The organism is Synechococcus sp. UW179A, assembly GCF_900473965.1.
Classification (GTDB): Bacteria; Cyanobacteriota; Cyanobacteriia; order PCC-6307; family Cyanobiaceae; genus Synechococcus_C.
The window spans coordinates 18475-31913 of the sequence record NZ_UCNJ01000014.1 but is presented as its reverse complement, the minus strand read 5'-3'; the positions used below and the strand labels follow the sequence as shown (position 1 = coordinate 31913).

The following is a 13439-nucleotide window of genomic DNA, read 5'->3' as shown; positions in this document are numbered from 1 at the left end:
TGACTAAACGGAAATTTTTCTGACTTCGGAAGCAAATGAAGCTTGCAAGATGCCCGATCCCTCTGATGTTTTCAGAACTGAGGAGCGGCAGCGGACGTGATCAGAAACGAACCAAATACGTTCTTCTGCAATGGATTGATCATAGTGAGTCTTGAGGATGAACGTGCCATCGTCAAGAAATCGGTATTCTGATTCTGCCGCTACTGATTCGGCATAGCCAACGCTTCTCAATAGTTTTCCAGATTGTTCATCCTTCGGGATCGGCAGAATGATGCATGATCCACTGGAAACTTCACTGGGATCGTCAGGTTCCCAATCACTCTCTGCACACCATTCCATTGAAAAGGGAGAAATGTAGTGGCTTTCGTTGGGTTGTGATGAAGCCTTAATCAGTTCTCGCAGCTGATTTGTGTCATCAATAAATTCTTTGATTGATATTTCACTGAGCACATCTTCGAATTGTTGAAATGCAAGGGAGTGTCCGCTTCTCATTGAGCGCCATTCTCCGATGCTTTGAGCAACAAATTGCTCAATATCCATCAGTGCTTCTGCCGTGACTGTCGAATCTCTCAGTGTTTTTAGGTAAATTTGCTTGCATCATGTTGACCATTGAGTCAACCATCATTGACATTGCCATGGGAACTGATGCCACAGACTTATTGAAGGCGTCTGTCTGATTCGGGTCAGATCTGGTTGTGTCTCTAAGAATTGGCATGTCGGGGGGAGTAAACGAGAAAACTAGGAGCCTTTCTGAGCGATGAAATTGAATTGACGTTAGCTAACGCCAATTCAATTATCTCTGATTTTATGAACAATCAGAGGTCAACCTCATGAAGGTTTAAGCCTTCGAAATAGAAACGATCCGACCACCTTGGGCTTGGATGCTCCGAAGAGTTGCAGACATTGAGGTTTGGCTAACAACTGATTTCTGCATCACACGACGATTAGCACTGACCTGACGACGTGTTGTCCAAAAGATTGAGATTCCATTAGCGTTGCCAACGCTTTTGCGGTCGACAATCGCAGGCGCATTTCCAGTGGAGAGGCTGTTCAGGAGTTTTGATCCATTACTGGCCGCGTCGTAACCTGCGAAGCCTGCATCAACAGCGATGCCTCGTGTGTAATTAATCGTTCGTCCACCACTGATGGATTGGCTTGAGCGATTATGGGGTACCCCGTCGATACCAAATGCTGCGAGATATTCTTCGCTGTAAGTGTAACTAGCAATTTCTGCGTCGTATCCTTCGGTATTCATCTTGCTGACATGTTCCATCAGCTCTTGTTGATCATGTGGGGGTCTACCCAGTAAATGCTTGAAATTGAGCTCAACAAACTGATAGGCACTCTTATCTTCAAGGAATAATTTTTTGTATGTATCTGACTGTGCGAGGGCTGTTACGAAGCCCTGAACGGTTAGATCCCCATTCATGAATAAGGCTTCGAGAGACTTGTTGACGTCAAGCTCCATGAGATGACGGTTGCCAAAAACCTGTTTGTAGATGCTTTGAATCACATTATCTGCATGTCCCAAATCTGTATTTGCTTGGGTTGCCAGTGTGGTGGTTTCCGTCATGTCTCGGTTGGTTAGGTGATGGTTAATTGTTAGGCCTTTCGATCATCAAAAGGCCCATTCAATAAGTTGTTGTTGGAGGTTTTTTACATCACTTCGGTGATGGAGACGATCTTTCCACCTCTGGCATGGATGTATTTCATCTGGCTGGACATGTCTTTGCCAGACACCAGATAGGTGTTGCCTGCGGTGCGCTGTCTGGTGCGAGCAGCTTGAGCAGCAACTACAATCCGGAAGCGCTTTTTGGTGGGATCTGGTGCACCAGATTGAGTACCAGTTCTGTTGATTCTGGTGGTGGTAGAGCTCCATCCTCCAGGAACCATTCCAGTAGCAACTGATGTGACCAACGAAGAACTTGTCAGAACTGTGTCGCTTGCTGCGAAACCTTCGGCCAACTTGAGATGGCGGTTAAAGGCAACTTGTGAGCGGCCATCTTCGGAGAGGATTCGTGCAAATGGCACGGTATCTTCACCGAATGTGCTTTGGTATTCTTCGCAATCAACGTAACTGCAAATTTCCGCGTCATAACCTCCTTCCGCAAGAATTCGTGTGTGCTCGCTGATTTCTGCCTGGGATTTTGGTGCTCGTCCGAGGAAATGTTTGAAGTTCAGTTCGATGAATCGATAGGGAGCATTTGTCTCGAAGAAACGCTTCTTATATTCGGCTGAAAGACCAATCGCCCGCACAAATTCGCGAGTGCTCAGATAGCCATCGATGAATTTGCTTTCTGCCGACACTGACCTTTCGAATTCCATGAGGTGAGGGTTGCCCATCACCTGCTTATATGTTGCCCTGATCAGTGCACTTAGCTGATCTGCACTATCGCCAGGGCAGCGCTGGTACGTTTCTTGTTCTCTTTGCCCTAAACCAAAGAACACGTAAGAATCGCCGCGCATCGGCGCGCTGTCGCTGCCACTTGTGATTCCAGGAGCTTTGCTGGCGATCTGTCCTCTTGAGAATGCAGAGGAAGGACGAACTCCAATGGTCTCAGAAGGACTGCTGATACGAGGAGCAATGCCCGATGCCATGCTGGTTGTGAGCGCACTGCTGCCTCCGCGCGCGCTGTCACTTCCAGCAAAGCTCTTTTGCAGTGCTGCCAGCATGGGGAATGCCGATGTGGCGAGATCCGCCGGTGAACTCCACGCACGGGCGTAGGGAACAATGTCATTGCCGAAAACTTCAAGATATTCAGCGGAATCGATGATGCTGTCGATCAGCGCATCGTGGCCACTTTCAGCCTGCAAACTGATTTTTTGAGACACCTCACTCTGAGAATGCGGTGCTCGACCCAAGAGATGCTTGAAGTTCAGTTCGATACCACGTTGAGGAGCCACCGCAGAGAAGAAGCGGGACTTGTAGAAGCTTGACTTCGCTAGTCCTCGGATGAAATTTCTGACATCGAGTTCGCCGTTGCGCAATTGTGCTTCCAGTTCATTGGAGCGTTCGTAATCCATGACGTGCGCGTTGCCGAACACCTGTCGGTAACTGGCAGCAATCACTTCATCCAGAGATGCTTGGTCGTCAGGGCTGTAACACTCTGCTGTAACGCGGTGTGGACAATCCTCATGGCTGCGAGGGCCCACACCGATTCCCATCTGATCGCATGACTGCTTGAGGAATTCGCCAATGGTGAGTGCAGGCTTCGGAGTGGTCTGACCTTTCCTCTGGAAGCTGACAGGCTTATTCCATTTGGTTTCAGCGCCGAATCCGTTCGAAATTTGATTGGTTGCCATGGTTCAGATCAATGAATTGGGTGTTTGGTCTTGGTTGATTGCTCGTTCAGATGCGATCAGGTCACCGGAGTGATGCTTGCGATCTTTCCGCCTTCCCGGTGAATCCTCTTGAATTGCTCGGACAGCTTGTCGAACGGAACGTAGAAGACGCGATTACTGCGGGTGTAACGAGAGATGCGCCGCACGTTGTTGGCGCTGTAGCCAGTGACTTCCACTCGGTAGGTCACTCCCTCCTCGCCGGCACCGGCACCCAGCCGGGTCGGTGCATCCTGCATGTCGGTGGAGGGGCGGAAACTCCAGCCTGTGGATTGGGTGGATGATGGCGGAACCACGGGAAGTGCCAGGTTCTGGTATGCCGCTCCGCCGAGCTTGCTGCGCTTACCTGCTAAATCACCTTTCAGGCTGCTGCTGCTGTTTCCACGTAATAACTGGAAGCTCCAAGTGAACTCCTGGAGAGTTGTGCAGCATTCGGTTTTCCAACCCCGTTGATAGGGGACAGTCCATTCACCGAAAGCATTTTGGTAATCGGCTGAATCCAGAAAACTGTCGATATCTGCTTCATACCCCATGCTGTCCAGACGTTCAGCATGGGTGCGCATTTCCTGGAAGTCTTCAGGAGCGCGTCCAAGCAAGTGTCGGAAGGCCAGCTCGATGTAGCGGTAGCGCGCGCAGGTATCGAAGAAGCGAGTGCTGTAGAGCTCGCTCTTGGCAATGCGTCGCACCAGTTCTCTAACGCTGATTTCGCCGAGCTTGAACTGCGATTCAGCAACGATTTGGCGCTCGCTTTCCATGACGTAAGCGTTGCCAAGCACCTGCTGATACACCTTGCGGATGATCTGCTCCTTCTTGGCATCGTCGTCGCCAGGGAGCAGTTCGAGGGGTGCTTCACTCTCGTCCGAGAAGCGCTCGACCCCCAAAAGCGAGGCAGGACCGAAGGGCATGAAGGTTCTCGCGGTATTCGCGGACCCATCGTCCGTCAGAACCGCCGTGCGCGAACGCCTTCTTTATAAAGCTCAATCAATTATGTCTAAACATTGCGTGACATGACAATTCTGTGCTCCTGGAACGGATCTGAAGCATGCATCAGTTTTGGTTTAACGAATCATTTTTAGCTTTGAGGGATTCCAGGCTTGACCGCGTCGAGCTGCGTGTTATCGGGTTCCATTGATCAAGTTCAAGGGCTTCACGATTCAGCAATGTCTCCAGTTGCTGGTCGAGACCCAGGCAAAGGCTGAAGTCAGCACCCCGAACTGATTCGACGCAGTCCAGTACCGCAGCTTCCAGGTCTGCGCCTCTGAAATCGGCCATATCGAGCTGGCTGGTACCAAAGCGAGTACCTCTGCACATCGCACCACGCAAATTTGCATGTCGAAGATCCGCTCCAGCCATTGCAGTGCCATCGAGAATCGCCCCGCTGAGATCGGTGCCGCTGAGATAGGCGCCCATCAAGACAGCTTTGCGCAGGTCAACTCCTCTTAAATCAGCGTTATTCAGAAATGCACCATTTAGCTTTGCGCCTGGACCGACGGCTCCGCTGTTTTGATGATCGAAATCGTCTGGAAATTTGGTTTTTGAGTCGTATATCGCTAAACGTAGATCTGCACCTTCCAGTGTGCATTGGCTTAAATCACTGCCACGCAGGTTGCAACGGCAAAGCAAAGCACCGCTCAGATCACGTTGACCCAAATCTCGATGACTCCAGTCGGCACCACGAGCATCGACGGCTGAACCTTCTGCGTCTTCAGGCGTTTGAGTTTCGGGTGCCGTCCAGGTGCGAAGGTCGATAAACCGAGATGTCATAGCTCCATCCTCCTTGATAGGGCTGCGAGGAGGTTACCTCTCGACTGTCAGACTGATATTAATGAATGAGCTCTACAGCGTGATTGTTGTTGAGCTCAGTTTGTTGGTGTTCCTTGTCTACCATTTTGATGGTTTCTAGGCTTAAAAGAACTCAGGATGCTCGCTGAATTGCGTGCCTTTTCATCGATTGATAAAGCCATGAAAAAGCACTAACTTTATAAGTCAGTGCTTTGATATTCAACGCTTAATTAGGATGATGTATTGAATGTCCGAGGATTATCTCGTTATGCCCAGGTTTTTGCATTTTTAGACTGATACATCCGCTGGAATGCTCCGCTGTAAGGGTCTTTGACTGCCTTCGAGTAAACGAACCCACTCACATCGTATCCGGAGCCTGATTGAGAAATCCGTCTGGCATTGGTGAATTCCATTACCAGTTGGCTGCGAGACTCGATCGTTGTATCCGAAGCAGCGTTGGCTGGAGTCACTCTGGCGAGGTTTGTGAATGTGGAGCAATAAGCACCAGCTGCCGAAGTCCAGGCGCGTGGATAAGGAACAGTGTCTGTTCCAAACACTTCCATATACTCTCCCGAGTGAGTAATTTTGTAGACCAAAGCATCAAATCCACTCTCCGCGATCAGCGTGATGGCTGCGCTCACTTCCGCTTGATTGATCGGGGGCCTTCCAAGCAGATGCTTGTAGTTCAATTCGATGCCGCGAATCGGTGAAACACAATGGAAATACTTCTCTTTGTAGAGATCTGACTTGGCGAGCCCTGCGACGAAATCTCTAACGCTGATTTCACCGTTGCTGAGTTGCGATTCCAGCTCAGTGCAGCGCTGATTGCCCATGGGGCCGAGGTTGCCGAAAACCTGCTTGTAGCTTGCTGCGATGGCTGTCTCTAAAGCATCGCTTCCGTTTGCTGCGTAAACGTCATTCACGCTACTGAAAGGGCATTCGCTATGGAGTCTTGGCCCGATGCCGACGCCCATGGCCGAACAAAGGTTTTCTTTGAATTCCTCAGTTGTTGAAGCTGCCAGGCCTTTCCGCGGAATCAAGTTGCCTTTCTCACACTCCTGACGGTAGAGATTGGTCGCCTTGTTTTGTATTGCTTTCTTGGAATGACCTGTGGCGTATGAGACGCGGTTCAGGTTCGTGAAATCACGTGTCGGCTTGATGGCGACCATTACTGATCTCAATGGGGTACTTGTGCCCAGACAATAATCGCGTTTACAGATGAACTCCGCGGAGCCACGAGGCTTGCAACAAAATGTTTTCTCGTGGTTCTTTGGTTTTCTTAACAATCAGCGATTGGGTGCTTAATGATTCTTGATGCACTAATTTTTGGGTTGATTTTGTTGTTGCTAAATGACTCTGTTTCAGCGGTTGAAGAGTTCTTTTACGGGAAGGCCTCGAGCGTCCATCGGCAGGATGGCGTTCTGCGTGGTCAGCTTTCACTGAAATGGATTGCTGGATTCAGAGCACTTCAACTAGCGAGTGCTGTACATTTCTCCGGCCACAATCAGAAGGACTCTGATGAGTTCAAAGGCTCCAATAGCAGCCAAGCCAAGCCATACTTTCTTGGCCCATTCTGGCGTTTTGATATAAGCAGGGACAATGGTTTCAATTTCAATTCTGGCTTGTAGTTTCAGGTCCCATTGTTGATCCCTCCAGTCGCTTCCATAGCGAGGAAACTGCTGGTAAATCGGCATCACTCCTGTTGAAGCTCCGGGAATGACGCGCGAGCGCTGGCTGGGAACATCGTCATAACCAAACGAATCAAGATATTCGCTGCTGTCAAGCACAGCATCGACAAAGCTGCTGAAGCCCTTGTCTGCAATCAGGATTGACCAGCTGATTCGCTCACTTTGCCCATGTACTTCGCGACCTAGAACGCGTCCGACGACCTGGTCGACGAGCCTGTAGTTGGTGCTGCAAGATACGTAGCCTTCCTGAAATCGCCTGGACAGCAGTAAACCGCGGATGAAGTCCCTGGTTGTGATGCTTCCATCTCGAAACTGGGATTCAAGGTTCACGTCACGATCGCATTTCATGGCGTGAAAAAAGATTTGCCGATAGGCCTGCTCGATCTGGAAGTTCCTGTCTTCACGGCTTGGGAACGTTGCGCGATTCAGCTCAGACTTGAGACCACCCTGGTCGCCAACACGACTGTTCTGGCTTGTGAGCGGGTAGTCGAGCAGCTGAAGCGCCATCCGTAAAAATGCTCAGTGAACGCCAATTAGTTTATGTCTGCTTTGCGGCCCTCCCGCTGCGCCCCGTCGTGTCTCTTCATCTCGTTGCCAATAATGTTGCAGAGATCAGACAATGCGTCACCCAGTGCTTCAGCATCAGCCCCTGCTCCAAGCTCGCGGTAACAGTTCACAGAATGCAGGCGAAGGCAATCAAGTGCCAGAAGTAATGCAGGCACCGGAACATCAAGCAGTGCGTAAAGCTTTACCAGGAATGGTATGCCGTCGCAGTCCGTCACGTCGGCCCTGCGTAAGGCTGTTCCGTAAAGGCTGACCCGCAGAAAATGGAAGCAGTCGCGCCAGCAGGCTTCGGCTCGTTCCTGCGGAAACAACTGTCCGCCTGGTTGCACCAGCTGCGGCTGCTCTTTCAAAAGATCCGCGCGCGCTCGGTCAACAAGCTCCGAAGCCTGTTTATGAAGTGCAGTCAGTGGAGCGGCTTCAAGGCCTGACCAGCCACAGCACAAGCGAATTTCCTCGTCAGTCAGTAAACGTTTGTTCTGATCTGCCTCATGGATCAGATGACGTAGTTCTTCCGGAAGGCTGGTATCACCACTGAGTCCACACACCTTCGAAAGTCGTGCAAGTTCTTTGATTTGTTCTGCTGAGGCGGAGCTCACGGATGAACGGCGTTGTGTTTGGACGTGATGGGAAGAATTGGGCACGCGGTCAGCCAGCCGTGGCGTTCCAGATAGAACGCCCATGCAATCTCCTGGCCAACTCCCGGGCAATGACAGGGGATAGCATCCGCGATTGGATCACTCACTCCCAGATTTTTCAGCAGTGTTCCAACATCGGATGCAGACCTGACAGCCGTGCTGCGGATAGCGGCACCAACAACCCAGGTGAGTTTGGTCGCCTCTAACGGGCAGCCATCGCTTTCGCAGGCGAGCAGCACATTTCCAGGCTCTCCCATGGCTGCAAAAGTGTCCTGCCAGAGCTGCAGGTCATCGGGCTTCAGGTTGAGTCGCAGGATCTGATCCCCGACCGAATGGAGCTGTTCGTTTTCATCTCCGACCTCCTCGATCAACGACATGAGGTTGGCCTGCTGTGATCCATCCATCGCTCAAGTCCGGCCTTGGGAACTGTATCCGTACTGTTCGGAATCTCCGGTGTCGATCATTAGGGATGTCACCAGAAGGCGTATGGAGCGAGATCAGCTTGCGCTCGCCAGGCACTCCTGGACAACCCTCATACGATCGATACGATCGGGCCGCCACCGCTCGTGTCCCATGGCTGCAGCTGAATCCAATGCGCTGATGGTCCAGCAGCTCAGTCGTCAATTACATGTCGTCAGCGAGATTGCTGAGTCACTCACGCTGCGTGTGCTTGCACTGGAGGAACGTTTTGAGCAGGTGCATCTGAATGCTTTGTCTGATGGATCAGACCCTTTGCCAGATGAAGCAAGTCAACAGCTGCTTGATGACAGTGGTGACCGTCTCAGGCATCTTCAAGGGTTGCTCATCGAGGATGCTCCCGGGCAGCTAATCGAACTTGTGAAGCCAACTGCCGATGAAATGGCATCAGCCTGCATCGATAAAGCGGTCTCTGATCGTGATGATCTGGATGACATTGAGGCTGAGCTTGAGCCGTCGCTGAATGAGACGATCTACGTGGATGACCCGCAGATTGAGCCTTCTCAGGAGGAGGTCAATGATCAGGACGAAGATGATCAGATCGATCTCTTGAGTGCCTGATGATTGGGCTGTAAGGTCGGCTTCAGCTGCTCACAGCTCAAGTAGCCGCACCCTGAATTTTGCGATCTGGCGAGCTTGTTTTGGCTCTGACTGCACAAACGGATGATCGTTTAGAAGGTTGATCACTGTTTCGATTCTTTCATCGACTGACTTGTTCTCAAGCTCACCGAGCTTGAGACATTGTTTCCAGGCTGGATCGAACACCATGGCGAAGCCATCGGCGTTGTTGAATTGTCGATCGTCGTTAACCGGTATTGGAATCAATGAGCGGTTCTGCGAAGTGACAGGACCAGGTTTATGAATGGGTCGAGCGGCGATCAAGGCATGCCTTTTGGCAGAGTCTTGTTTGCTGCTCCCTGACCGCGTCCTTACTCTTGGTTCGGTTTGGCGGTAGGTCCTTCGCCTTCCTGGTTGTAGGCGTTGGTATGGGAACTCTATGTCTCGCTCTCTTCCCCAGAACTGGATCGATGGCAGCCTGCACACTCTCAATGTGATGCGTGATCTGGGATGGGCAGGGTCGATCATTCATCCATCTCTCTCCATTTTCCGCCAGAAACCAAGTGCTAAGAGCAGGAAGACCAAGAACCTCCAATGGCGCTTTCTTCCTGAACAGGCAGATGACCCGCGTCCCTTTGCAGGAAGAACCAACCGAGGACAGGGCAAGCGTCTGTCGATCGAGGGCACCTGTGGAACCACTGACCCTTGGGAAGCTGTGACGATTGCTCTGGCTGCTTCTCAAGAGCGGTGGAGAACTCTGCATCAGCAACTGGAGCAGCATCAGCTTGAGCAAGGCCAGGCGCTTTCGGTGTATTGGGAACGCTGGTATACCCATGAAGAGCAGCAACCAAGGAACAATCGCAATCGCTGGTTAAGTGATAAGCGGAACCTGTGGCATGGACCTATAGGTATTGGCCTCCAACCCTGGGCAACAACCAAGAGGGTTGAGCGAATTTCCAGCAACGATTTCCTGGAGTTCTTCCTCATCATTCGCAAGCACTGTGAAGTGAAGGGAGCTTCTGTGGAAGAGACCAGACGTCAATACAAAACCCTGATCCGCAATCTCTTTAGGGAGGCAAAAGCAGATTTTCCTGCTCTGACTTGCCCGCAGTTCCCTGACATCAAGAAGCAAGTGAGGTCAAGCTGCAAGTCTGAAAATCATGCATTCCCTGCGCGGGAAAGTGGCAGAAGGGGCTGAATCGATTTGCCGTCAGTCCTGTGCAAGAAGGTTTGTGCTGATCAAGAGCAGATATGACTATCCCTTGATGCGTTTCTGGGTGTTGTCTGTGGGCGATGTTTTAACCCATGGCCGGAGAGAACTCCACGCAAAGCACTCCCGCTTAGGAGAAGGGTTGCGGCGGCACCAACAAGGCAATACTCACTAACGGCGTGATAGGGATTTCTGCCACCGCCGTCTCCGCCATGTCACGGACAGCAATCGCGTTGGGCATCTGTGCTCTCAAGCAGGAAAGCAGGGTGTACAACGCTTGCTTGAAACAGGTCATCGCCGATGGCAGGACCAATGCCGAAGCGGTTTACTTCTGCAATGGCGCCTGATGAATCGACGTTGTACCTGCTCGAGTCGTTTGCCTGAATTGTGCTTTTGACGACTTTGTGTATCTAACCGATACACAAAACTGGGTGGGTACAAATGAAGGGGGTTGTGCAGGCTGCGGAAAACACGAACAGGGGGAGCGGGATGGTCCGGAAAGCCATCCCGTTTTTTTGTATTCAGTCGAGGTGTTCCTGGACCGTTGAGTCATTGCTGCTTCTCTGCAGATGGGGCGCATGGCCTCTAGGAGATTGGAGGACTAAAAAGCACCGAATAGTGCCATTACAGGAACCATTCGGTGCTTTTTTTGCGCTTAAGAAAGGTGCCAGGACCCAGATTTGAACTGGGGACACGGCGATTTTCAGTCGCCTGCTCTACCAACTGAGCTATCCCGGCGCGTTGTCTGCGCCACCTTTGAATCTTAAATCACGGGGTGGAACTCCCAAGGTGTTCTGGCCAGGCAGAGCACCCCTTGGATGGTGGTTCCTGAGGCCTGAAGAGCCTGTTGCGCGGCCAGAACGGTTGCACCTGTTGTCACGATGTCATCCACAATCCAGACCTCTTGTTGTGTGGGCCAACTCGTCCATTCATGGTTTTTCGACTGGGTCCAAGCTTGATTCAAGGTGAAGCTGCCGCACTGGTTGCTCTCTCTCTGCCGACGGTTCAGCCGGTGCTGGCCCACCGTGGGGCGACAACGCTCCAGCACCTGAAGTGTCGGTCGCTCCAGGCAGCGGCACATGAGTTCCGGAAGCGGATTCGACCGGCTTTTCGCCTTCCAGCCTGGAATCGGGATCAGCAGAGTCTCTTCCTGCAAATCGCGCTGCAGCATCCTGCAAATCGCTTGCAGAGAGCCAACGTTTTGATTTCTGCGTAACGACAGAATCAACTGGCGCATGGCACCCCTGTACCAGGAGGCTGCCCGCCAGGGCAGGGGGCTCATGCCTTTGATCGCAGTCTCTGCGAGACCGAGGCGTTGTTGGCAGGTCTGGCAGAGATCTGTCTGATCAGTTTCTGAGATGGTCTGTCGCTTGCAGATCGCGCAACTTGGTTGGATCAACAGCTGCTTTAGACAGCTCTTGATGGAGGTCAGCAAGGCAATGCACTGCGGTTGACTTCAGGATTCCCCTTTGCCAGCTCCGGCAGGCATGGTCTTCAACATGGCTACCAGAGTGCGGTGAGCATCCTCACTGTCGGTGAGCGTGTGGTCGAAGGGAATGCTGACGGGCTCGCCATTCACCTCAAGGGTCATGGCTTCCGCGTTAACGCCTGTCATCGTGGCTGCGGTTGCGGATGTCAGACCTCCGTAGTGGTGGGCGTAGCGAAGCACAGCATCACTGTGGTCGTCATTCATGTGACGACAGATGCGTTCGCTGATGGCTGGAGTGAGTGGGTCGGCGGCCATGGAAAAGATGCAGGGATTGAGGGAAGGAAATCAGCTGAGACGCTGCCAGAGCAGTAGGGCCAGACGAAAACCGCTGTAACCCACGTATCCGGCCAACACGACGAACAGCCCGATGGCGAGCGCGTCACGGAGTCTGTTTGCCAAAGGCTCATGGAAGCTCAGTCAATTCTCTCCCGAAATGGGTGATTTGATCATGCTGCTGTTGCAGAGCGGTGAGTGCGAGTCGCGCGACCCCTGCAGCAGGAGGGCTGTAACAACTGCGGATCGGAATACCGATCAAGCGTTGCCGCAAGCGTCGCCATTGCGGGTTTCTGGCTCCGCCCCCCAATGTCACCAGGCGTTTCGGAGCGGGTGCTCCCAGTTCAGTGAGCCTTGTCCAGCCCTGGCATTCGATCTGACTTAAGCCTTCCAGCAGACCATGCAGATAGAGCGCATCACTGACGGGTCTTGGAGTCAGGATCGGTTCAAGATCGGGGTCATCAACAGGGAAGCGCTCTCCTTGACCGATCAGGGGCCTCAGTTGTAGGCCACTGTCCTGGTCAGGGTCGATCTGCCGGCTCAGTTCGTCCAGGTCGATCCCTGGAAAGCACTCACGCAGCACCGCACCACCGCTGTTGGAGGCACCACCTCCAAGCCAGCGGCCGCCCACTCGGTGGGTGGAGGCCCCTGCACCATCTCGCAAAGGGATGGTGGTGAAGCGTTTGAGCACAAGCGTGCTTCCCAACACGGTGATGCCTTCATCGTCGGCGGCATCGGCGGTGAGCACTGCCGCATTGGCATCGGTCGTGCCCGCGATCACGAGCATGTCCTTCGACAGCCCTAGCTGTTTGGCTCGGGCACTGTCGATGACTCCCAGCCTTGAGCCGCTCGGTCGGATCTCCGGGAGGGCCGCACGCCAGGTCTGTTGTTCAAAGGTATCCGGCCAGCGCTGACCGGTGAGTGACCAGCCCAGGCGAAGGTTGTTGCCTTCTTCGCCAAAACTCCAGTCTCCAAGCAGCCAGCCGCTGATCCAATCAGCCTGATGACGGAGGATCAGCGGCTGTGAGTGTTGTTGCAAGAGCCTCAGCGCGCGGGCCAAGCTGCCACTGGCGCTCGACGCCGGCTGACCTGTTTGCACCAACTCATGCACCCGATCAAGCTGTTCCGGACAGGCGATGTTGTAAGGCAAAGCCTTTCCCTTGGGAATGCCTTCTGGATCGCAGGCCAACAGTGTCCCTGAAGTTCCATCAACGGCAAGAGACCTGATTTGGCTGCGGAGCTCCTCTGGGATTGTCTTGATCAGCTGGATGCAGCTGTTCAGCCAATCATCCGGATGATCCAGGCTTCGGCCGTAATCAGTGGAATCGGTGTGCAGCAGATCACGCTGATGATTGAGAACCGCAACTCGAACTCCACTGGTGCCCAGATCGATTCCGAGTGCCAGTGAATGTTGCATCAACTGA

General features: G+C 52.6%; 16 protein-coding genes and 1 tRNA gene. 3 read left to right on the top strand and 14 right to left on the bottom strand.

The window, feature by feature from the left end:
• Positions 1 to 3: 3 nt before the first annotated feature.
• From DXY31_RS07820 to DXY31_RS07780, 9 genes are all read right to left on the bottom strand, one after another.
• On the bottom strand, positions 4 to 540 hold the full coding sequence (locus tag DXY31_RS07820) for a phycobiliprotein lyase (RefSeq protein WP_114993257.1): 537 nt from the start codon (positions 538 to 540) through the stop codon (positions 4 to 6).
• 298 nt (positions 541 to 838) lie between these two features.
• Complete coding sequence (locus DXY31_RS07815; RefSeq protein WP_114993256.1) at positions 839 to 1573, bottom strand: phycobilisome rod-core linker polypeptide; 735 nt, start codon at positions 1571 to 1573, stop codon at positions 839 to 841.
• A gap of 83 nt (positions 1574 to 1656) precedes the next feature.
• A complete protein-coding gene (locus DXY31_RS07810; protein WP_114993255.1) occupies positions 1657 to 3303 on the bottom strand; it encodes a phycobilisome rod-core linker polypeptide in 1647 nt (548 codons plus the stop codon).
• Positions 3304 to 3359: 56 nt separating this feature from the next.
• Positions 3360 to 4244: a phycobilisome linker polypeptide gene (locus DXY31_RS07805; RefSeq protein ID WP_114993254.1), complete on the bottom strand. Its 885-nt coding sequence runs from the start codon at positions 4242 to 4244 to the stop codon at positions 3360 to 3362.
• Positions 4245 to 4386: 142 nt separating this feature from the next.
• Complete coding sequence (locus tag DXY31_RS07800; RefSeq protein WP_114993253.1) at positions 4387 to 5103, bottom strand: pentapeptide repeat-containing protein; 717 nt, start codon at positions 5101 to 5103, stop codon at positions 4387 to 4389.
• Positions 5104 to 5387: 284 nt separating this feature from the next.
• Entirely contained in the window at positions 5388 to 6290 is a 903-nt protein-coding gene (locus DXY31_RS07795; protein ID WP_114993252.1) for a phycobilisome rod-core linker polypeptide, read from the bottom strand.
• A 303-nt stretch (positions 6291 to 6593) separates the two neighbouring features.
• Complete coding sequence (locus tag DXY31_RS07790; RefSeq protein WP_114993251.1) at positions 6594 to 7316, bottom strand: phycobilisome rod-core linker polypeptide; 723 nt, start codon at positions 7314 to 7316, stop codon at positions 6594 to 6596.
• Between the two features lie 26 nt (positions 7317 to 7342).
• Positions 7343 to 7969, bottom strand: coding sequence for a phycobilisome polypeptide (locus DXY31_RS07785; protein ID WP_170953625.1), 627 nt, complete (start codon positions 7967 to 7969; stop codon positions 7343 to 7345).
• Positions 7966 to 8412, bottom strand: coding sequence for a hypothetical protein (locus DXY31_RS07780; RefSeq protein ID WP_114993250.1), 447 nt, complete (start codon positions 8410 to 8412; stop codon positions 7966 to 7968). Before DXY31_RS07780 ends, DXY31_RS07785 begins: the two co-directional genes overlap by 4 nt.
• Before the next feature lie 169 nt (positions 8413 to 8581).
• Between DXY31_RS07780 and DXY31_RS07775 the strand changes: the two genes are divergently transcribed.
• Positions 8582 to 9046 (top strand): hypothetical protein, encoded by a 465-nt coding sequence (locus DXY31_RS07775; RefSeq protein ID WP_114993249.1) that lies wholly within the window; start codon positions 8582 to 8584, stop codon positions 9044 to 9046.
• Positions 9047 to 9076: 30 nt separating this feature from the next.
• Here DXY31_RS07775 and DXY31_RS07770 read toward each other — a convergent pair whose 3' ends face one another.
• Positions 9077 to 9367, bottom strand: a complete 291-nt coding sequence (locus DXY31_RS07770) for a hypothetical protein (protein WP_371639231.1) — start codon at positions 9365 to 9367, stop codon at positions 9077 to 9079.
• 115 nt (positions 9368 to 9482) lie between these two features.
• Between DXY31_RS07770 and DXY31_RS07765 the strand changes: the two genes are divergently transcribed.
• Both DXY31_RS07765 and DXY31_RS17690 read left to right on the top strand, forming a co-directional pair.
• Positions 9483 to 10241, top strand: a complete 759-nt coding sequence (locus tag DXY31_RS07765; protein ID WP_114993247.1) for a hypothetical protein — start codon at positions 9483 to 9485, stop codon at positions 10239 to 10241.
• A gap of 224 nt (positions 10242 to 10465) precedes the next feature.
• Positions 10466 to 10600: a hypothetical protein gene (locus DXY31_RS17690; protein ID WP_256359622.1), complete on the top strand. Its 135-nt coding sequence runs from the start codon at positions 10466 to 10468 to the stop codon at positions 10598 to 10600.
• 318 nt (positions 10601 to 10918) lie between these two features.
• Here DXY31_RS17690 and DXY31_RS07755 read toward each other — a convergent pair.
• The 4 genes from DXY31_RS07755 to DXY31_RS07740 form a co-directional block, all read right to left on the bottom strand.
• Positions 10919 to 10991, bottom strand: a tRNA-Phe gene (locus DXY31_RS07755).
• A gap of 25 nt (positions 10992 to 11016) precedes the next feature.
• A complete protein-coding gene (locus DXY31_RS07750; protein WP_114993245.1) occupies positions 11017 to 11688 on the bottom strand; it encodes a ComF family protein in 672 nt (223 codons plus the stop codon).
• 21 nt (positions 11689 to 11709) lie between these two features.
• Positions 11710 to 11997, bottom strand: coding sequence for a DUF2470 domain-containing protein (locus DXY31_RS07745; RefSeq protein ID WP_114993244.1), 288 nt, complete (start codon positions 11995 to 11997; stop codon positions 11710 to 11712).
• Positions 11998 to 12145: 148 nt separating this feature from the next.
• Positions 12146 to 13435: an FGGY-family carbohydrate kinase gene (locus tag DXY31_RS07740; RefSeq protein ID WP_371639253.1), complete on the bottom strand. Its 1290-nt coding sequence runs from the start codon at positions 13433 to 13435 to the stop codon at positions 12146 to 12148.
• Positions 13436 to 13439 lie beyond the last annotated feature (4 nt).

What these genes read in the sequence shown, in the direction of transcription:
- DXY31_RS07765 (WP_114993247.1), top strand. Translation starts at nt 9,483, where the DNA reads ATGTCTCGCTCTCTTCCCCAGAACTGGATCGATGGCAGCCTGCACACT.
- DXY31_RS07745 (WP_114993244.1), bottom strand. Translation starts at nt 11,997, where the DNA reads ATGGCCGCCGACCCACTCACTCCAGCCATCAGCGAACGCATCTGTCGT.
- DXY31_RS07815 (WP_114993256.1), bottom strand. Translation starts at nt 1,573, where the DNA reads ATGACGGAAACCACCACACTGGCAACCCAAGCAAATACAGATTTGGGA.
- DXY31_RS07780 (WP_114993250.1), bottom strand. Translation starts at nt 8,412, where the DNA reads ATGGATGGATCACAGCAGGCCAACCTCATGTCGTTGATCGAGGAGGTC.
- DXY31_RS07810 (WP_114993255.1), bottom strand. Translation starts at nt 3,303, where the DNA reads ATGGCAACCAATCAAATTTCGAACGGATTCGGCGCTGAAACCAAATGG.
- DXY31_RS07805 (WP_114993254.1), bottom strand. Translation starts at nt 4,244, where the DNA reads ATGCCCTTCGGTCCTGCCTCGCTTTTGGGGGTCGAGCGCTTCTCGGAC.
- DXY31_RS07790 (WP_114993251.1), bottom strand. Translation starts at nt 7,316, where the DNA reads ATGGCGCTTCAGCTGCTCGACTACCCGCTCACAAGCCAGAACAGTCGT.
- DXY31_RS07800 (WP_114993253.1), bottom strand. Translation starts at nt 5,103, where the DNA reads ATGACATCTCGGTTTATCGACCTTCGCACCTGGACGGCACCCGAAACT.
- DXY31_RS07775 (WP_114993249.1), top strand. Translation starts at nt 8,582, where the DNA reads ATGGCTGCAGCTGAATCCAATGCGCTGATGGTCCAGCAGCTCAGTCGT.
- DXY31_RS07795 (WP_114993252.1), bottom strand. Translation starts at nt 6,290, where the DNA reads ATGGTCGCCATCAAGCCGACACGTGATTTCACGAACCTGAACCGCGTC.
- DXY31_RS17690 (WP_256359622.1), top strand. Translation starts at nt 10,466, where the DNA reads ATGTCACGGACAGCAATCGCGTTGGGCATCTGTGCTCTCAAGCAGGAA.
- DXY31_RS07820 (WP_114993257.1), bottom strand. Translation starts at nt 540, where the DNA reads ATGGATATTGAGCAATTTGTTGCTCAAAGCATCGGAGAATGGCGCTCA.